The organism is Mesorhizobium oxytropidicola (assembly GCF_056174625.1).
In genome coordinates this window covers 249,404-268,081 of sequence record NZ_CM149692.1, presented here as the reverse complement: position 1 = coordinate 268,081, position 18,678 = coordinate 249,404, and the positions used below count along the sequence as shown (strand labels likewise).

15 protein-coding genes and 1 pseudogene are annotated in these 18,678 nt (G+C 63.6%); 11 read left to right on the top strand and 5 right to left on the bottom strand.

Annotated elements, in window-relative coordinates:
* Window positions 1–17: 17 nt before the first annotated feature.
* Together AC0V8S_RS01265 and AC0V8S_RS01260 are read right to left on the bottom strand one after the other, a co-directional pair.
* Window positions 18–1,040, bottom strand: coding sequence for a phosphoribosyltransferase (locus AC0V8S_RS01265; RefSeq protein ID WP_475436551.1), 1,023 nt, complete (start codon window positions 1,038–1,040; stop codon window positions 18–20).
* A gap of 53 nt (window positions 1,041–1,093) precedes the next feature.
* Complete coding sequence (locus AC0V8S_RS01260) at window positions 1,094–2,590, bottom strand: lipopolysaccharide biosynthesis protein (protein ID WP_475436549.1); 1,497 nt, start codon at window positions 2,588–2,590, stop codon at window positions 1,094–1,096.
* 188 nt (window positions 2,591–2,778) lie between these two features.
* Between AC0V8S_RS01260 and AC0V8S_RS01255 the strand changes: the two genes are divergently transcribed.
* From AC0V8S_RS01255 to AC0V8S_RS01230, 6 genes and pseudogenes are all read left to right on the top strand, one after another.
* Window positions 2,779–3,951 (top strand): glycosyl transferase family 1, encoded by a 1,173-nt coding sequence (locus AC0V8S_RS01255; RefSeq protein ID WP_183455705.1) that lies wholly within the window; start codon window positions 2,779–2,781, stop codon window positions 3,949–3,951.
* Between the two features lie 15 nt (window positions 3,952–3,966).
* Window positions 3,967–4,956 carry a glycosyltransferase family 2 protein gene (locus tag AC0V8S_RS01250; RefSeq protein WP_475436548.1) on the top strand — a complete coding sequence of 330 codons (990 nt, stop codon included), beginning with the start codon at window positions 3,967–3,969 and terminating at the stop codon, window positions 4,954–4,956.
* Window positions 4,956–5,907: pseudogene (locus AC0V8S_RS01245) on the top strand (glycosyltransferase family 2 protein). Before AC0V8S_RS01250 ends, AC0V8S_RS01245 begins: the two are co-directional and overlap by 1 nt.
* Window positions 5,897–6,865: a glycosyltransferase family 2 protein gene (locus AC0V8S_RS01240; protein WP_475436546.1), complete on the top strand. Its 969-nt coding sequence runs from the start codon at window positions 5,897–5,899 to the stop codon at window positions 6,863–6,865. Before AC0V8S_RS01245 ends, AC0V8S_RS01240 begins: the two are co-directional and overlap by 11 nt.
* Window positions 6,866–6,939: 74 nt before the next feature.
* A complete protein-coding gene (locus AC0V8S_RS01235) occupies window positions 6,940–7,836 on the top strand; it encodes a UTP--glucose-1-phosphate uridylyltransferase (protein ID WP_010913093.1) in 897 nt (298 codons plus the stop codon).
* Window positions 7,837–8,064: 228 nt separating this feature from the next.
* Window positions 8,065–10,452: a polysaccharide biosynthesis tyrosine autokinase gene (locus AC0V8S_RS01230; RefSeq protein WP_475436544.1), complete on the top strand. Its 2,388-nt coding sequence runs from the start codon at window positions 8,065–8,067 to the stop codon at window positions 10,450–10,452.
* 91 nt (window positions 10,453–10,543) lie between these two features.
* Here the strand turns inward: AC0V8S_RS01230 and AC0V8S_RS01225 are convergent, their stop codons facing one another.
* Window positions 10,544–11,440, bottom strand: coding sequence for a LysR family transcriptional regulator (locus tag AC0V8S_RS01225; RefSeq protein ID WP_475436543.1), 897 nt, complete (start codon window positions 11,438–11,440; stop codon window positions 10,544–10,546).
* A gap of 292 nt (window positions 11,441–11,732) precedes the next feature.
* Between AC0V8S_RS01225 and AC0V8S_RS01220 the strand changes: the two genes are divergently transcribed.
* The 5 genes from AC0V8S_RS01220 (at window position 11,733) to AC0V8S_RS01200 (ending at window position 15,219) form a co-directional block, all read left to right on the top strand.
* Window positions 11,733–12,467, top strand: a complete 735-nt coding sequence (locus AC0V8S_RS01220; protein WP_475436541.1) for an SDR family NAD(P)-dependent oxidoreductase — start codon at window positions 11,733–11,735, stop codon at window positions 12,465–12,467.
* Between the two features lie 66 nt (window positions 12,468–12,533).
* Window positions 12,534–13,286 carry an SDR family NAD(P)-dependent oxidoreductase gene (locus tag AC0V8S_RS01215; RefSeq protein ID WP_475436539.1) on the top strand — a complete coding sequence of 251 codons (753 nt, stop codon included), beginning with the start codon at window positions 12,534–12,536 and terminating at the stop codon, window positions 13,284–13,286.
* A 95-nt stretch (window positions 13,287–13,381) separates the two neighbouring features.
* On the top strand, window positions 13,382–13,984 hold the full coding sequence (locus AC0V8S_RS01210; protein ID WP_475436537.1) for an NADPH-dependent F420 reductase: 603 nt from the start codon (window positions 13,382–13,384) through the stop codon (window positions 13,982–13,984).
* An 81-nt stretch (window positions 13,985–14,065) separates the two neighbouring features.
* Window positions 14,066–14,512, top strand: coding sequence for a nuclear transport factor 2 family protein (locus AC0V8S_RS01205; protein ID WP_475436535.1), 447 nt, complete (start codon window positions 14,066–14,068; stop codon window positions 14,510–14,512).
* 74 nt (window positions 14,513–14,586) lie between these two features.
* Window positions 14,587–15,219 carry a class I SAM-dependent methyltransferase gene (locus AC0V8S_RS01200; RefSeq protein WP_475436533.1) on the top strand — a complete coding sequence of 211 codons (633 nt, stop codon included), beginning with the start codon at window positions 14,587–14,589 and terminating at the stop codon, window positions 15,217–15,219.
* A gap of 201 nt (window positions 15,220–15,420) precedes the next feature.
* Here AC0V8S_RS01200 and AC0V8S_RS01195 read toward each other — a convergent pair whose 3' ends face one another.
* On the bottom strand, window positions 15,421–16,503 hold the full coding sequence (locus AC0V8S_RS01195) for an acyltransferase family protein (protein ID WP_475436531.1): 1,083 nt from the start codon (window positions 16,501–16,503) through the stop codon (window positions 15,421–15,423).
* A 132-nt stretch (window positions 16,504–16,635) separates the two neighbouring features.
* Window positions 16,636–18,543 carry a propionyl-CoA synthetase gene (locus tag AC0V8S_RS01190; protein WP_475436529.1) on the bottom strand — a complete coding sequence of 636 codons (1,908 nt, stop codon included), beginning with the start codon at window positions 18,541–18,543 and terminating at the stop codon, window positions 16,636–16,638.
* Between the last annotated feature and the right edge of the window lie 135 nt (window positions 18,544–18,678).

Here is an 18,678-nt window from a genome sequence, read left to right as displayed (position 1 = left end):
GTAAATGGCGATGCCGATCAGGCCGGGCGCTTGACCCGGCTTTTCAGCGTCTCGTAGCCGCGCGCGCCAAGCAGGGCGCGGGCCAAGGCTTTGGCGGCGCCCTTGCGGCCTTCCTGCGAGTTGACCTGCCGCAGCCTGGCCGGCAGGTTGCGCGCCGCCTGGCCGAGCGCCGGCAGCGACAGCGCATCGGGAAAGCTGACGATGTGCGTTTCGACGCACAGCACCGGCTTGCCCGACAGCTCCGTGATCTTCAGCGCCTGCGCATGCTCGCTTTCGATGAACAGGATGGCGTTGGATTTGCGGTAGAAATCGGCCTTGAAGCTGCCATGCGCGCCAAGCCGCTGGCGCTCCGCCTTGCTCGGCAGGTCGAGCATGATCAGTTGGTCGTATTTGATCTCGTGCTTGGCCAGCCAGGCCTCGGTCAGCGCGCGATATTTCTCCAGCCGGCTGGTGACCAGCCAGCCGATCCTGTGGGTCGGGGCATGAAGCGGCCGCGCTTCGCTAAGGAATTTCTCATAGGCCGGACCGTCGTCGTTTTCCGCTTCGGTCGGATCCAGGCACAGCACGCCATCGATGTCGACGCAGCATTGCGCCAGGAATTTGTGGTGCATGAAATTCCACTGGAACATGCGCGGATGCAGGACCACTTCGAAGACGAGGTCGGTTTCCGGGTGCTTCGGCTCCAGGCCGAACACCGCGGCATAGGTGAAATCGCCCTCGATGCCGGCAGCCTCGATACGGGCACGGGCATCGCGCATGGCATTGCCGCCGGCGATGCTGTCGTCGATGACCAGCACCTTGCGCATGTCCGAGACCTTGCGGTCGAGCGCGGCGCGGCGCTTGGTGATGCCTGATGTATAGACCCGGCCTTCCAGGAAGGAGTCCAGGTCGGTCATCGGAATGTTCGCCGCAAGGCTGACCAGCGTCGCCGCCAGCACGCCGCTTCTGGGAACGCCGACCACCAGGTCGATGTCGCGCGGCAGCCGGTGAAGGTTGCCGACGATCGTGTCGTTCATGTCGGAGATCGATCGGTAGTGCATGAATCAGACCTGATGTTCGTGTGGATGTGGATGGCTCGAAAAAGGCGCCGAAATTATTGTGCCTCGCGCGGCGTTGCCGCCGGCTGTCTTGCCGGCAGCATTTTCAGGGCCTCGCGCAAGGCCTCGCGGCCGGATGCGAAGGCCAGCGCGATGACAATGGTGATGAGATAGGCAAGAATGGCGCCGCTGGCCAGGGCGATGACATGCTGCTGCGGCAGCATCGGCTTGATCAGCCAGACCGCCGCCAGCGCCAGATGCGCACCGAGCACGAACGGCGTTGCGGCGCGCAGCACGTGGCTGGCCTGCAGCGGTCCGCTTTTGCCGACATAGAGCCACAGGAACGGCGTGCGCAGATATTCGCTGACCGCATAGGCGATCGCCACGCCGAGCGCGCCATAGGGCAGGCCAATCGCGAAAGCGAGCACCGAGGTTACGGCGGTGATGATGCCCCAGCGCATGAAGTCGCCGGAGCGGCCCTGGCTGACGAAAAGCCAGCCCGCCGGGTTGTTGAGCGGTTGCAGCAGCCCGGCAAAGCCGAGCGCCAGGAAGATCGCGGCGCTTGCGCGCCACTGCTCGCCGAGCACGAAGGGGATCAGCACATCCGACATGGCGGTGGCGAAGGCGACACCGGGCAGCGCCACCAAAAGGATCAGCGGCATCACGCGCAGATAGGCGCTGCGGTAGCGGTCCGGCTCGTCCTTCAGCCTGGACAGCGCCGGCACCATGACCTTCGACAGCGGATTGGTGATCTGGCTGAGCGGGAACAGAAGCAGCTTGTAGGCGCGGTCATAGAGGCCGAGTTGCTGCTCACCCCAATATTTGCCGATAAGCACATTGTCGAGGTTGCGGGCAAAGAAATTGGCGAAGTTGAAGCCGGTGATGCCGGCGCCGAAATTGATCAGTTCGCCAATGCCCGCGACCTTGCGCGGCAGGCCGGGCCGCCAGCGCGAGCTTGCCCAATAGCATAGCGTCGGCAGCACGGCACCGGTCAGTGTGCCGGCAAACAGCGCCCAGTAGGAACGGTCGATGAAGGTCCAGGCGATCGACACAGTCAGCCCGGCGATGGCGCTGGCGACATCGATGGTCGCCAGGCGGCCGAACTGCATGCGCCGCGTCAAAAGCGCCAGATGCTGGGCGCCGAGCCCATAGGCCATGATCTGCAGCCCGAACGCGGCGACCAGCCCGGCCACGCGCGGCTCGCCGTAGAAGGCGGCGACCAGCGGTGCCGCACCTGCAAGCACGCAGGCCAGGATGGCGCTGACGGCGACATTGATCCAGAAGAGGTAGTTCACCTCCTCATGCCGGATGCCCGATTTCTGGATCGTCGCCTGGGTCAGGCCGAAATCCTGGAACAGCGCGATGAAGGCCAGCACCGGCGCGCACATCGCCACCACACCGAAATCCTGCGGCGACAAGAGCCGCGACAGCACGATGACGGATATGATCTGTGTCGCGACCCGCACCGATTGCGACATGGCGGTCACCACCGCGCCGCGCCCGACCGATTTGCGCAGCGAGCCTTCTGGCGGATCGAATGGGTTGGCTTCCAAATTCAGGATTCCTGATTTTTGCGCGGATTTCCGACACTCTGAAAATCCACGACCGCCGCCAACCCCAAACTACGGCAATAATTTTGCAGTGCAACACAAAATGTCCATATCTGCGCCAAAAATGTTGCGATGCAGCAAGAGCTGTACTAGCATCCCTTTGGGTGGGGTCAAACAGCGGTCGAGTTTTCATGCTGCATGTCTTGTACCTGGTGCACGATGTTTCCGATCCGGCGGTTCGCCGACGGATCACAATGCTCAGGACAGGCGGCGCCCGGGTTACCCTGGCGGGCTTCCGCCGCACCGCGACGCCGATTGCCGATATAGAAGGATTGCAGCCGATCGACCTTGGCGCGACGCGTGATGGCCGATTCGCCCAGCGCCTGACGGCGGTGGCGAAAGCGGCGGTTTCGATAGGCTCGAAGCTGAGGGGCATGCCGCGGCCCGACCTCATCATCGCGCGCAATCTGGAAATGCTGGCGCTTGCTCGTCGCGCCAGGTCGACTTTCGGCGCCACGGTGCCGATCGTCTATGAATGCCTCGACATCCACCGTCTGGTGCTCCGCGACGATGTCCTGGGCAAGGCACTGCGCGCCACGGAGCGCCATCTGGCGCGAGACGTGAAGCTGCTGGTGACCAGTTCGCCCGCTTTTATCGCCAATTATTTCAAACCCTTCCGCCAGGTCGCCGCCCCTGTCGAGCTGGTCGAGAACAAATATTTCGAGGCGGCGGCGATCTTGCCCGGCGAGCGTGAGGCGGTGGCAGCGCCTGTCGCCCCGCCATGGCGGATCGGCTGGTTCGGCGCGCTGCGCTGCCGCCGCTCGCTCAAACTGCTGGCCGATTTCACGCGCCACATGGATGGACGTTTCGAAGTCGTGCTGCGCGGTCGTCCGGCGCTCTCCGAATTCCCGGATTTCCATGCCTTCGTCGATGCCGAGCCCTTTCTGTCGTTTCGCGGACCCTACCGTAACCCGGAGGACATGGCGGCGATCTACCAGGACGTCCATTTCTCCTGGGCGATCGATTTCTTCGAAGAGGGACAGAATTCGGAATGGCTGCTGCCCAACCGCCTCTATGAAGGCTGCCGCTTCGGCGCGGTGCCGATCTCGATGGGCCATACGGAAACGGGACGGTTCCTCAGCCAGCAGGACATCGGCATCCTGTTACCCAAGGCGACGCCTGACGCGATCGAATCAGCACTCGGCAAGATGGAGGAGCACCGCTTCGGCAAGCTGAAAGCGCGCGTGCTTGCACACAATCCGAGGACGTGGAGCTACGATCGCAGCGACTGCAGCGCACTGGTCGAAAAACTGCGCCGCCTGACGACCGTGCGCGAACCCCTGGCGACTGGGGCCCTGGCATAGGATGGACATCGCCCGATGACACAAGCGCTTCCCTCCAGCCTGATCGTGATCCCCTGCCTGAACGAGGCAGCCCATATCGGTGCGCTGCTCGGCCAGCTCTGCCCGGCGGCTGAAAGGCTCGGTGCCCGGATCGTCGTCGCCGATGGCGGCAGCACCGACGGCACGCTGGCCATTGTCGAGCAGGTCGCCGCCAAGGATCCGCGCGTTATCTTGCTTCACAACAAGCGGCGCATCCAGAGCGCGGCGATCAATCTCGCCGTCGGCACGTTCGGTGAAGGCGCGGAGTATCTGATCCGCATCGACGCGCATGGCGGCTATCCCGACGACTACTGCGACCGGCTGCTTGAGGAAGCGCTAGCCACGGGTGCCGATTCGGTGGTGGTTTCGATGCTGACCAGCGGCAGCGGCGCCGTGCAGAAATCGGTTGCGGCGGCGCAGAATTCGAAACTCGGCACCGGAGGCTCCAAGCATCGCCACCTCTCCGCCGGAGAGTGGGTCGACCACGGCCATCACGCGCTGATGCGGATATCGGCCTTCGGCGCAGTCGGTGGCTATGACGAAACCTTCAGCCACAATGAGGATGCCGAGCTCGACTACCGGCTGCGGCAGGCCGGCTACAGGATCTGGATGAGCGGCAAGACGCAGATGGTCTATTACCCGCGCGCCTCGCTCAAAGGTCTCTATTTCCAGTATCTCGGCTATGGCCGCGGCCGCGCCAAGAATGTGCTGAAGCACCGCGTCATCCCGAAGGTCCGGCAGATGGTGCCGCTGGCGGTCTTCCCGGTGGTTCTGCTGGCGGCCTTCTCCTTCGTGCACTGGATCGCGGCGGTGCCGCTGCTGATCTGGGCTGCGGTGTGCCTGGGCTACGGCCTGCTGGCGGCCATTCGCCAGCGCAATGCCGATATCGCACTGGCCGGTGTCTCTGCCATGGTCATGCATTTCGGCTGGTCCGTCGGCTTCTGGCTGCAGCTTCTTGGCCTCGGCGCGCGACGTGGGGTGGCGTGATGGCGGTTCAGGCCAGGAACCGCAGCATCGACATCGGCGTGTGCACGTTCCGCCGGACGGAACTGGCCGACACGCTGCGCTCGCTCGCCGCCATGGAGATGCCTGAAGGCTTCGATATCAGCGTCATTGTCGCCGACAATGACGACACGCCGAGCGCGCAGGCGCTGGTGACGGCACTGTCGCAGGAGTTGAAATTGCCGGTCCGCTATCGGCATGCGCCCGCGCGCAACATCTCGGTCGCCCGCAACGCTTGCCTCGATGCCAGCGAGGCGGATTTCCTCGCCTTCATCGACGACGACGAGACTGCCTCCGCCCGTTGGCTGGCCGAACTGGTGGCGACGGCCGAGGAAATTGGTGCAACAGCCGTGCTCGGCCCGGTGCGGGCGCTTTATCGCCCGGATGCGCCCGAATGGATGCGGCGCGGCGATTTTCACTCGACCTTGCCGGTCTGGGTGCGCGGGCGAGATTCGCACCGGCTACACCTGCAACGTCCTGCTGCGCATGGGATCGGACAGCCTGCGCGGCCGTCGCTTCAGCCTGGCGCGCGGTCAGACCGGCGGCGAGGACACCGAATTCTTCGATCAGATGGTCAAGGCCGGGGGCCGCATCGCCTTCGCTCAAGACGCCTGGGTGGAGGAAGTTGTGCCGCGCTCGAGGGCCGCGTTCGACTGGCTCGGCCGCCGCCGTTTTCGCGTCGGCCAGACGCATGGTCACCTCCTGGGCAGCAATACGCGAGGCATCGGGCTGATCAAGCATGTTGGCCTCGCCTCCGCAAAGGCAGCCTTTTGTTTCGCCGCCGCACTTCCCGTCGTCGCCAGCCCGGTGCGCAGGAACCGCAGCGTGCTGCGCGGCATCATGCATATCGGCGTCGTCAGCGGCCTTGTCGGCGTCCGCGAAATCCGCCTCTACGGCCAATCCTCACCTGGGGAAGGAGGCAAGCGTGCAGCCTGACGTCTCCTTCGTTCCCGACGTTTCCGTTGTGATCGCGGCCTACAATGCAGAGGCGACGCTCGACCGGGCGATTGCCAGCGCCATTGCGCAGAAGGGTGTCAGCGTCGAGATCATCGTCGTCGACGATCAGTCGCGCGACGCCACGCTCGATGTGGCTCGGGCCTATCCCGGGGACATCGTGCGCGTCGTCGCCCTGGCCAACAATCGCGGTCCCGGCGGCGCTCGAAATGCCGGGCTCGACGTCGCCCGCGGCAGGTGGATCGCGGTTCTCGATTCCGACGACGCCGTCTTTCCCGGCCGTCTCGCCGCCATGATCGACCGCGCCGAAAAGGCCGATGCCCAGATCGCCGTCGACAATCTCCAGGTCGTCCGCGAGGACGGTGTGGTCGAGGATGCGATGTTCCCGCGGCAGTATCTGGAAGGCCTGCGCGAGATTTCGCTGGCCACCTACATCGCCGGCAACATCGTCTTCGAATCGAAGTTCAACCTCGGCTACCTCAAGCCGATCTTCCAGCGCCGGTTCCTGGACGAGAACCGGCTTCGCTATGACGAGAAACTGAGGATCGGCGAGGACTACATCCTGTTTGCCGAGGCGCTCGCCAAGGGCGGCAGATGCGTGGTCGAGCCGGAAATCGGCTACGCCTATCATATTCGCAGCGGCTCCATCTCGCGTGTGCTTGAGCTTCATCATGTCGAAGCAATGCGCAAGGCGGATGCCGTATTCGCTCAAACCCATCGGATGGACGAGGCAGCCCAGGCGGCCTTTGTCCGGCGCGGCCGCAGCCTGCGCAAGGCAGCCTCCTTCCTGGCGATGGTTCAGCACATCAAGGCGCGGTCCCCGCTCAAGGCGATCCGGACGGCGCTCAGCGACCCGGCGGCGGTCAGGCATATGGGGATGCCGATTGCCGTGCGGTTGCGACGAGTAGCGGCACAGTTTGCCGTGGGGGCGGGGAGGTGAAGATGCAGGCACATGGAGGGATTTTTCGTGGCCTGTGAAGGAACTGCAGTCGATCTCCTCAGAAGGAATTTGCGATGAAGAAAATCAGGAAGGCCGTGATACCGGTGGCGGGGCTTGGAACACGGTTCCTGCCGGCGACCAAGTCGATGCCGAAGGAAATGCTCCCCGTCGTCGACAGGCCTGTCGTGCAATATGCGGTGGATGAGGCCTTCGAAGCCGGCATCGAGCACATCGTGTTCGTGACCGGCCGCAACAAGGCGGTCATCGAGGACTATTTCGACCTGCATCCGGAATTGATCGGAACCCTGGAGCAGACCGGCAAGAAGACCCAGCTGGAGGCGCTCGAAAGCATGCTGCCGGTGGCCGGCGCCACCTCCTTCATCCGCCAGCAATCGCCGCAGGGCCTCGGCCACGCCGTCTGGTGCGCCCGCGAGGTCATCGGCAACGAGCCTTTCGCCCTGCTTTTGCCTGACATGGTCTCCTTCGGCGGGCGCGGATGTCTCGCGGAGACCGTTGACCTTTATGAGCGCACCGGCGGCAACGTCATCGCTGTCGAACGTTGCGATCCGAGCGAGACCAACAAATACGGCATCGTCGGCCGCGGCGCCGACATTGGCGGTGGTTTCGAGGTCACGGCCATGGTTGAAAAGCCAGCCCCGGCCAACGCGCCGTCCAACTTCTACATCAACGGCCGCTACATCCTGCAGCCCGAGATCTTCGCGCTGCTGGGCAATCAGCAGCGCGGCGCCGGCAACGAGATCCAGCTGACGGATGCCATGGTCCGCCTGTCGAAGGACCAGCCATTCTTCGCCCAGCCTTTCCTGGGCCGCATGTTCGATTGCGGGTCCAAGGAAGGCTTCATCCAGGCCAACATCGCCTTCGCGCTGGCGCGCAACGACATGAAGGGCCCGGTTTTCGAGATGCTTCAGGAGTTCGTCCGGTCGCATGAACGCCAGGAAGAAGCCGCATAATGCCCATCTTTCGGGAGTATTGCCGGATGGCTGGCGGCGAGGGGCCGACAGGCCCCCGCCGTCTGGCATGAAGCTTGCGTTGCTTCTTGGCAATGCTCCCGACCGTTGAGGCGCGCCTGCAAGCCAAAGCATGATCCCGGAAGTTTCGGAAAAGATCATGCCCAAACAAAGAGATAGAGCCTCAACCCGATGATCGGGAACGCAACAGGCTCTGGGATTGGACCGACGATGAATTATGCCAATTTTCCTCTCGACAAGAGGATGCCACTGCCGAATTCGGACGCAGCAAATGGCGACGACTTCATCGATATCGAGCGGCTGCTCGGTATGGCTGCGCGGCAGGTCAAGGTGGTTGCCGTGTGTGCCGCCATCGGTCTTTTCCTGGGCATGCTCTATCTGCAGACAACGCCGCCCAAATATGTGTCGGTCTCAAGCGTGCTGATCGACGAGGGCCTGAACAAGATCGTCGACGACATTTCGGCGGCGTCGACGACCATGCAGACCGATAGCGCCATTCTGAGCCAGATCGAGATCCTGACCTCGACGCGGCTTGCCGCGGTGGTCGTCGACAAGCTCAAACTCGACCAGAACGAAGCGTTCATGAATCCGCCGCAGTCGGCGCTTGCCCGGGGCGTCGGCCTGATCCGCGGCCTGATCCAGTATGTCCACCCCAGCGCGCCCATGCCGGGCATGGGTGACTTCAGCAAGCTCGACCCCGCAACGCGCGATGCGATGATTGCCGCGGCGGGCCGCGACTACGCCATCCTCAAGCTGCAGAACGAGATCCGGGCGGATCGCGTCGGACGAAGCTACGTCATCGCGCTTGGCTATCAGGCGACGGACCCGGGACTGGCGAAAGCCATCACCAAAGCCTATGCCGACGCCTATCTTGCCGATCAGCTCGATGCCAGCTTCGACGCCACCGAGCGTGCGGCGGTCTGGCTGCAGGGCCGGCTGACGGAACTGCGCGAAAGCTCGCAGCAGGCATCGCTGGCAGTCGAGAAATTCAGGGCCGAACACGGCCTGTCCGCCAACAGCGATGGCCAGCTGATGAGCGACAAGCAGCTTGCCGACCTCAACGCTCAGCTCATCGTGGCGCAGGCCGACACGGCGCGCGCCAGCGCCCGCTACCAGCAATACAAGTCGATTGTCGAAGGTGGCTCGGACAACGCCTTCAAGGATGCTGCCATATCGGCCGACCAGCCGAGCAGCTCGGTCATTTCGGCGCTCAAGACCCGCTACCTCACCGTCGCCAAGCGGCAGCAGGATGTCGAGGCGAATTTCGGTCCCGATCATCCTCAAGCCGTGGCGCTTGCCAAGGAAAAGGCCGACATATCGGCGCAGATTTTCGGCGAGCTGAAGCAGCTCACCGAAAGCTATCGCAACGAGTATGAGGTGGCGCAGGCCCGCGAGACCGCGCTCAGGGCCAATGTCGCCGCAGCACAGGGCAAGAGTTCCATCGACAACCAGTCGCAGGTCCAGTTGCGCGATCTCGACCAGAAGGCGACAGCGCTCACCACGCTCTATCAGACGTTCCTCGGCCGCTACGAGGAGGCCGCGCAGCAGCAATCCTTCCCGGTCGGCAAGATCCGCATCATCTCGGATGCCTCGACGCCGCTCTCCGCCTCGAGCCCGCGCACCATCATCGTGCTCGGACTGTCGCTCGTGCTCGGCGTGCTGATGGGCGCCGGCTTCGGCGGCCTCAACGAATTCAACGAGCGGTTCTTCCGGACCGGCGAGGAGGTCCGCGACCGCGTCGGCCTCAAATTCCTCGGATACCTGCCGACCGTCGGCAGCAGACCCGCCAAGGAGGACAAGCCGGCCGAGGCTCAGCCGGATGCCAAGGCAGCCAGGTCGCCGGCCGCCATCGAAAGGCGCGCGCGCATGCGGGTCAGCATCGACGCTCCGGCATCGATGTTCGCCGAAACGCTGCGCAGCGCCAAGATCGCCTTCGATGTCGTGATGGAAGGGCAAGGCAGCCGAGTCGTCGGCGTCATCTCGGTGCTTCCCGGCGAAGGCAAGTCGACGGTCGCGGCCAATCTCGCCGGGCTGCTTGCCGCCAATGGCGCCAGGACGCTGCTCATCGACGGTGACTTGCGCAATCCGGGCCTCAGCCGCAGCCTCGGCATGGAGGCCGAGCAGGGCCTGATGGAGGCCGTGGTCAACGGCCAGACCTGGCAATCGGTCGGCAAGATCGACCGGCAGACCAAGCTCGCCATCATCCCCGCCGTGCTGCGCGGCAACTTTTCGCACACCAGCGAGCTCTTGTCCTCAGCCGGAATGCGGCGCTTCATCGAGAACGCCAAGGAGACCTTCGAATACATCGTCGTCGATCTGCCGCCGCTCGGGCCGGTGGTCGACGCCAAGGCCTTCGCCCCGTTGGTCGATGGCTTCGTGCTGGTCACCGAATGGGGCCGCACGCCACGCGCCATGGTGCGGTCGATGCTGGAATCCGAACCCTACGTCGCCAACAAGATCGTCGGCGCGGTACTGAACAAGGTCGACCTGAAGAAGCTCGCCAGATACGGATCGTTCGGCGCTTCGGAGAAATTCTTCGACAAATATTCGACCTACTATCTCGACAAGTCCGAAGTGCGCAGCAAGGCAGCGGTCTAGGCAGCGGCTACCCGGATTTCCGCCTTGACGGAATTGGCGATGAAGCACTGTTCATGCGCCAAGGCTGGAATCCCGGCGACCTGCCGGGGCGTCAGTCGCGCGATACGGACAGTCCCGTGAGAAGCGGCGCGTAGGCGGCGAGCCTGCGGGATACGAACTCGGTGAAGAGCCGCACGCGCTTCGTCTTGCGTGTCTCGCCCTGCGTGAGAAGCCAAACCGTTCCGTACATGTGCAGGTCGGCGCCCGGCACCCTCACCAGCAGGGGGTCGGCATCGCCAATGAAGCATGGCAGTGTCGTCATCCCGAGCCCCTGCCGCACCGCGACGATCTGCGCCTCGCCGTCCGTGACCCTGAACGGAACTTCGGCGGTGCGAACCTCACCCTCACTGGCCCATTGCGGGATTCCATGAATGCTTATGACGATCCACCGGATGGGGTCAGGCGCGCCCGCACGCCATGCGGCCAGTCGATCCCGGGACATGTAGACGCCGCCGAACAGCTCCGGCCCCTTCAGGCCGTGAAGATTGAGCGGCAGGGTTTTGCGGTCGTAGACGACGCGGATCGCCACGTCGGCCTCTCGGTTGGTCAGATTTGCCAGCTCGCCGGACGACAGGATTTCTATCTCGATATCCGGATGCAGACGCGCGAAATCGGCGAAGTCCGGCATGAGCAGGTTTGTCGCGAGGGTCGGTGCCAGCGTCACGCGCAGAAGCCCGCGCACGCTCTGGTCGCGACCGAAGACGCGCGTCTCCAGCTGGAGCGACGACGCTTCCATCTGGTCCGCGAGCTCGAGGACCTCCTCGCCCGCAGCCGTCAGGCGGTAGCCCGAAGGCAGCTTTTCGAACATGTGCGCCCCGAGGCGTTCCTCGAGCTGGGCGATGCGTCGCAGCACAGTTGAATGATTCACCCCGAGGCGCGTGGCGGCAGCCCGCACCGAGCCTCCGCGCGCGACGGCGAGAAAGTAGCGAACGTCATCCCAGTCGATCATGGTGCAATCCCGCACCGCGCGGTGCGCCTTCCAAAGCCCGTGTCCAACACATCGAACAGCATCTCGTATGTGGGTGGCGCGGGGCGGTTATCATAGCCCATGCCAACAAGCGCGGCCTAATCCTAAATGGCGGAACCTTATCGTCGCGGCTGCCGTTAATAGCCGTACCGGATCGATTTCGCACCACCGATGTGCGCGCTTCCTCACTCAACGCCTGACCTCAGCAGACCCATCTTCAAGGTCTCGGGGCTTTCCCGAATGACCAAGGCGGAAGCCTGGAAGGATGCACGTCATGACCAGATTGAATGGAAAGACCGCCGTCATCACCGGCGGCGCCACCGGCATCGGCCGCGCCGCGGCAAAGCGATTCATCGAGGAGGGCGCCTTCGTCTTCATTTTCGGCCGCCGACAGGAAGCGCTCGACGCCGCTGTGGCGGACCTCGGGCCCAATGCCCGCGCGGTGAAAGGCTCGGTCTCGGATGAGGCCGACCTCGACCGGCTCTACGCGGCGGTGAAGGCCGAGCGCGGAAGCCTCGACATCGTCTTCGCCAATGCCGGGGCCGGAGGCCCGCTTCCGCTCGGCCGGATCACCGCCGAGCACATTGACGAAACCTTCGACACCAATGTGAAGGGTACGATTTTCACGGTCCAGAAGGCGTTGCCGCTGATGGGCCCGGGCGCTTCGATCATCCTGACCGGATCGAGCGCCGGCACCACAGGCGCCCCGGGTTTCACTGCCTACAGCGCGAGCAAGGCGGCAGTGCGCAATCTTGCGCGGACCTGGGCGGAGGACCTGAAGGGCACCGGCATCCGGGTCAACGTGTTGTCGCCCGGGGCGACGGCGACCGAACTCGCCAAGGAAGCGCTGGGCGAGGAGGGCCAGAAGGCCTACGGCGCGATGACTCCGCTCCAGCGCATGGCCGATCCCGCGGAGATCGCGGCGGTGGCGGCCTTTCTCGCATCGTCGGACAGCAGCTTCATGACCGCCAGTGAGGTCGCCGTCGACGGCGGCCTGGCACAACTCTGACCCCGGCGAGGGCCACGCTTCTCAAACTTTACGAAAACCAAAACACACGACCAAAGGCGAAAGATTATGAAAAAACTCGAAGGTAAGGTTGCAGTCATCACAGGCGGAAGCAGCGGGATTGGCTTGGCGACGGCCAAGCGCTTTGTAGAAGAAGGTGCACACGTCGTAATCACTGGGCGACGAGAGAAAGAGCTGAAGGAGGCCGCAGCTTTCATCACGAGAAACGTTACGACGGTCGTCGGCGACGTGTCGCGCTTGGAAGATCTGGACCGGCTCTATGCCATCGTGAAAGAGAAACATGGTCACATCGACGTTCTCTTCGCGAACGCCGGCGCAGGGACAATCGCACCGCTCGCAGCAGCTACTGAGGCCCACTTCGATCAGACCTTCGACGTGAACGTGAAGGGGCTGTTCTTCACGGTGCAGAAGGCCCTTCCCCTCTTCAAAGACGGCGGTTCGATTATTCTGAATTCTTCGGTTTCGAACGTGTTGGGGTTGCCGGGGTTTAGCACATACGCCGCGAGTAAGGCGGCAGTGCGCAACTTCTCGCGCGCTTGGACTCTAGAGCTGAAAGACCGCAAAATCCGAGTGAATACGATGAGCCCCGGAGCCATCGAGACCCCCGCCTTGGAGACAACGGCGGGCCTTACCCCTGAGCAAGCCGAGCAAGCGGTCGCCCAGTTTGCTTCACAGATCCCCATGGGTCGCAGGGGCAAACCTGAGGAAATCGCGGCTGCTGTCACGTTCCTCGCCTCCGATGATAGTTCTTACATCACCGGTGTGGATCTCGCCGTTGATGGAGGCATGGCGCAGGTTTGAGCCCGGCGCGGTCCTGTGGCTGGCCCTTCAGCCCCGCCAGTAGTGTGATCCCGCTTCTCAAACTTTAGTTCCAACACAAGATTAGGAGAAACATTGTGAGCTATTCAATTATCGGCTTCGGCAATATCGGCAAGGCCGTGGCCAAGGCGTTTGCCCGCAAGGGCATCGACGTGTCCGTTGCAACCACGCGCGACCCGGAAAGCTTTGCAGCCGATGCCGCCGCGATTGGGCCCACGATCATTCCCAAAACGCTGGCGGACGCGGTCAAGGCGGACATCATCTTTTTGGCTGTTCGTTTCGAGTCGCACCCGGATGTCGCGAAGGCGCTCGCCACCTGGCAGGGGAAGACCATCGTCGATATGACAAATGCCTACGGCGTGCCTCCTGAAAAACTGGGGGGACAGCCTTCTTCCAAGTTCGTTGCACAGGCATTTTCTGGTGCAAAACTGGTCAAGGGCTTCAACCATCTGGTCGCTGCCGTCCTTGATCAGGATCCGGCCCTACATGGTGGCAGAAGAGTCGTATTTCTGGCGAGCGACGATGACGCTGCCGCAGCGGAGATTGCTGCGCTCGCGGAAAAGCTCGGTTTCTCGCCGATCAAACTTGGCGGGCTGTCGGAAGGTGGGCTGCTGGTCCAGGCGCGCGGAAATAGCTGGGGTCAACTGATCTTTAAGGACCTGGCCAAGTTCGACGGATGAGCACGACGTGCCAACAGGCAGGCCCACGATGCCCGGATCGGGTCGGGTAAGATCCGACCCAAGCGAAATGGAGAAATTCCCATGAGTATCGAGAAGAACATCCAGACCGTGAAGGACTTCTTCGCCGCGATCGGCAGCGGCGACAAGGAGGCTCTGCTGGCCCTGGTCGCCGAAGACATCGAGTGGATCATCCCGGGCGAGGACTGGCCGCTGGCCGGAACGCGCCACGGACACGCCGGGCTGGCGGATTTGCTTGAGACGGCATCCAAGTCGATAGAAACGTCCACCGAACCCCGGGAATTCGTAGCGCAGGGAGACCGGGTGCTGGTCGTCGGCTTCGCCAGGGGGAAGATCAAAGCCACGAACAAGACGTTCGAGGACGACTGGATCTTCGCCATCACCGTCCGGGACGGCAGACTGACCACCATCCGGGAATACGTCGACACGCAAGCGCTGGCCCGGGCCTCGCGGATGGACGCGTCCGGGCCTGCGGAGCGCTGGCCCTCTGCGGCCATCGGTTCGGGGTAGACGGTGGATCAGCCGAAAATCGCCCCATTGTACGCCGCGCGCTCGTCTAATGCCCAACCGTAAAGGAGATTCCGATGTACGACCAATCCAAGCTATCCGAGTTGATCCGGTTCGCACGTGTAGATGCGGGCTCCACAGTCATTGACGTCTACCCCGGCGACGGCGATTGGACGCGCCTGTTCTCCGACGTCGTAGGTCCCGAAGGTCGGGTCTACAGCTTCGTGCCGGCCGAAGTCGCCGACTTCAAGAACGATCCGGTTGGCCGCATGCGGACGCTCGCGAAGGAGCCGGGCCGAGAGAATGTCGAAGCCGTCTCGGCGGACCTCGTCGCGATGCCGGAGGTCACGCAGCCAGCGGATGTCCTGTGGCTGCACCTGTTCTACCACGACCTCCACACCGCGCTGATTCAGAAGAAGGGTGCGACGGCGGCCGACTTCAATCGAGCTGTCTACAAGCGGCTGAAGCCCGGTGGGTCCTACGTCATCGTCGACCACGCCGCCGCCGCTGGGTCGGGCACGAGCGACACCCAGGCGCTGCATCGGATCGACCCTGCCTCCGTTCGCGAGGAGGTGGAGGCGGCCGGCTTCGTACTGGACGCGGAAAGCACAACGCTCGCGAACAAGGACGATCCGCGCTCGATCAAGGTCTTCGATCCCTCGATCAAAGGCGAGACCGATCGCTTCGCCTATCGGTTCGTGAAGCCCTGACACGTTCCGGCGCCGAATTCATGTCGACCTCCATGATGGCAGCGTCAATGGATCTTTCCGTGAAGAGCTGGAGGTCGGCTACCAGACAGCAGGCGTGGCGGCGCCATCGCCTGATCAGGTTTTGCACGGCCTGGAGGCCGACGCCCCGGACCTGATGCCGGCAGGAACGAACACGAATTTCCTCAACCGGACGATGGCGTCTTAAGCGGCCTTGAGCCGGTAGCGGAAGACGGTGTGGTCGAGCAGCAGCCGGATGCGCGGTTCGGCCTCGGTGGCCACCAGCCAGCTTACCGCGATCATCGTCGCGGAGACCATCGCCATCGACAGGAGATAAGGCAGCCCGGCACGGACCATCGGCCCGAGCATGGCAGCGCCGACGACGTCGTGGATCAGGTAGAGCGGATAGGTCATCAGGCCGATCCGGCGCCAGCCGCTCCAGCTGAGGTCGAGCCGCAGCGACCATGCCATCAAGGCAATCGCGACGAGGAAGATCAGGATTGGCGGTGCATAGGGCATCACCGCATTGACCTTGACGCTGTGGAGGTCGACGGAACTGGCGATCTGCAGCACACCGCCGCCGAGGAACAGCAGGCAGAAGGCAACGCGCGAGGGCGTCAGCGCCTTGAACCGCATCAGCCAGAGCAGCACGCCGACGGCGAAGAAGCAGCCGTGGTGCACCAGGGTAAGCTGCAGCCAGCGCGTCTCGGCGAAGTCGGCCCAGCCGAGCGGATAATAGAGGCACCAGAACAGCGTGCTGACCAGGCCAATGGCGATGGCGACCACCTCCATCAGATGGAAGCGGCCAAGCTGCAGCAGGACCCAGACGATGGCGTAGAAGGCGATCTCGATGCCGAGTGTCCAGTAGACGCTGTCGACCCAGGGACCATAGGGCACGAACAGGCCGGTGCGGACCAGCCGGACCGCCGCATCGGTCGGCCAGCTCAGGCCGATCAGAAGAAGCAGCACAGCTGTGACCGGTGCGCAAATCCAGACGGCCGGCGCCAGTCGCTTCACTCTGGCTTCGAAGAACCGCAGCGGCGTCGATTTTTCGGCGCTGAAGGCGATGACGAAACCGCTGATGACGAAGAAGATCTCGACGCCAACCCAGCCTGACCCGACCCAGGCGCCTATACCAGGCTGCGGGGGAACACCACCCGTGGCCTGCGCCGAGATGCCATCGGGATAAGCCCACACCCAGAAGCCATAGTGGTAGACCATCACAAGCACGGCGGCGAGAAACCGCAATATGTCGACGCCGCCAAACGTAATTTTCTGCTGAGCCATACCGCACCGTCGGATGGCCCCCGCCCTCACTGTAGGGTGGCTTGCTGCATTGCACAATAAAAGTATTGCTTGCCGGTCAGGATTGGCCAACCGGCAAGGGAAGGTTGCGCGGAACCACTTGCCGCATTGACCTCAAACGCCGATCCCGCGCGCCCTCATCGCTGCGGTGATCTCGTCGAGGATGGCCGGGTCGTCGATGGTCGCCGGCATGGTCCACGCTTCCTTGTCGGCGATCTTCTGCATGGTGCCGCGCAGGATCTTTCCCGAGCGCGTCTTGGGCAGGCGCTTGATCGTCACCACGGTCTTGAAGGCGGCGACCGGGCCGATGCGCTCGCGCACCAGCGCGACCACCTCCTTTTCGATGACGCCGCCGTCGCGCACGACACCGGCGTTCAGCACCACGAAGCCCAATGGAATTTGCCCCTTCATAGCATCGGCGATGCCGACGACGGCGCATTCGGCGACATCGGGATGGGCGGCCAGCACCTCTTCCATGGCGCCGGTCGACAGCCGGTGGCCGGCGACGTTGATGATGTCGTCGGTGCGGGCCATGACATAGAGATACCCGTCCTCGTCGAGCATGCCGGCATCGGCCGTCTTGTAGAAGCCGGGGAACTCCTCGAGATAGGCTTGGCGGAAGCGCTGGTCGGCGTTCCACAGCGTCGGCAGGCAGCCGGCCGGCAGCGGCAGCTTGACCACGACATTGCCCAGCGTCCCGCGCGGCACCTCGTGGCCGGCATCGTCGAGCACGCGGATGTCATAGCCGGGCATCGGCACGCCGGGCGAACCGTATTTCACCGGCAGCAGGCCGAGCCCGGCGGGGTTGATGGTCATCGGCGAACCGGTCTCGGTCTGCCACCAATGGTCGACCACCGGCACGTTGAGCTTCTGCTCCGCCCATTTGATGGTTTCGGGGTCGGCGCGCTCGCCGGCGAGGAACAGGGTGCGGAATTTCGACAGATCGTATCTGGGAACGAACTCGCCCTTGGGATCCTGCCCCTTGATGGCGCGGAAGGCAGTCGGCGCGGTGAACAGCGCGACGACGCCATGGTCCGAGATCACCCGCCAATAGGTGCCGGCGTCGGGCGTGCCGATCGGCTTGCCTTCGAACAGGATGCTGGTGCAGCCATGCAGCAGCGGGCCGTAGACGATGTAGGAATGGCCGACCACCCAGCCGACATCGGACGCCGCCCAGAACACTTCGCCCGGCCTGACGCCGAACTCGTTTTCCATCGTCCATTTCAGCGCGACCATGTGGCCGCCATTGTCGCGCACGATGCCCTTGGGCTGGCCGGTCGTGCCTGAGGTGTAGATGATGTAGAGCGGGTCGGTGGCGAGCACCGGCACGCAGTCGACATTGGCGCCGGCCGCCCGCTCGCGCGCGACGGCATCGGCATAGTCGATGTCGAAATGCTCCTTCAAATCGCAGCGCATCTGGTCACGCTGCAGGATCAGGCAGGCATCCGGCTTGTGACGGGACATCTCGATCGCTTTGTCGAGCAACGGCTTGTAGGCAACGATCCGGCCCGGCTCCAGGCCGCAGGAGGCCGAGATGATCAGCTTCGGCTTGGCGTCGTCGATGCGGGTGGCCAATTCATGTGAGGCAAAGCCGCCGAAGACGACCGAATGCACGGTGCCGATGCGGGCGCAGGCGAGCATGGCTATGGCCGCCTCCGCCACCATCGGCATGTAGATGATGACGCGGTCGCCCTTTGCGACACCCCGGTTCTTCAGCACCGAGGTCAGCGCCACCACTTCGCGCTTCAGCTCGGCATAGGTGAATTTCTTCACCGTTCCGGTGATGGCGCTGTCATGGATCAGCGCGATCTGGTCGGCGCGCCCGCCGGCGACATGCCGGTCGATGGCGTTGTAGCAGGTGTTGCAGGTCGCGCCGGTGAACCAGCGGCCATAGACGCCCGCTGTGGCATCGAACACCTTGTCCCAGGGCGAATACCAGTCGATGGCGCCGGCCGCGTCCGCCCAGAATTGTTCCGGGTCGCGTTTCCAGCCGTCATAGACCTCGTGGTAGCGTGAAGCCATCCGTAACCTCCCCAGGAACCGTTTGCCGTCTTTGCCAACAGCCTATGCTGTTTTTTCCGGCGCTGTCTTCCCTGATTTTCGTCTGAGCCGGTCCCGGCTTGACCCCTGACGTCCCGTATCGTGAAGTGACGTCGT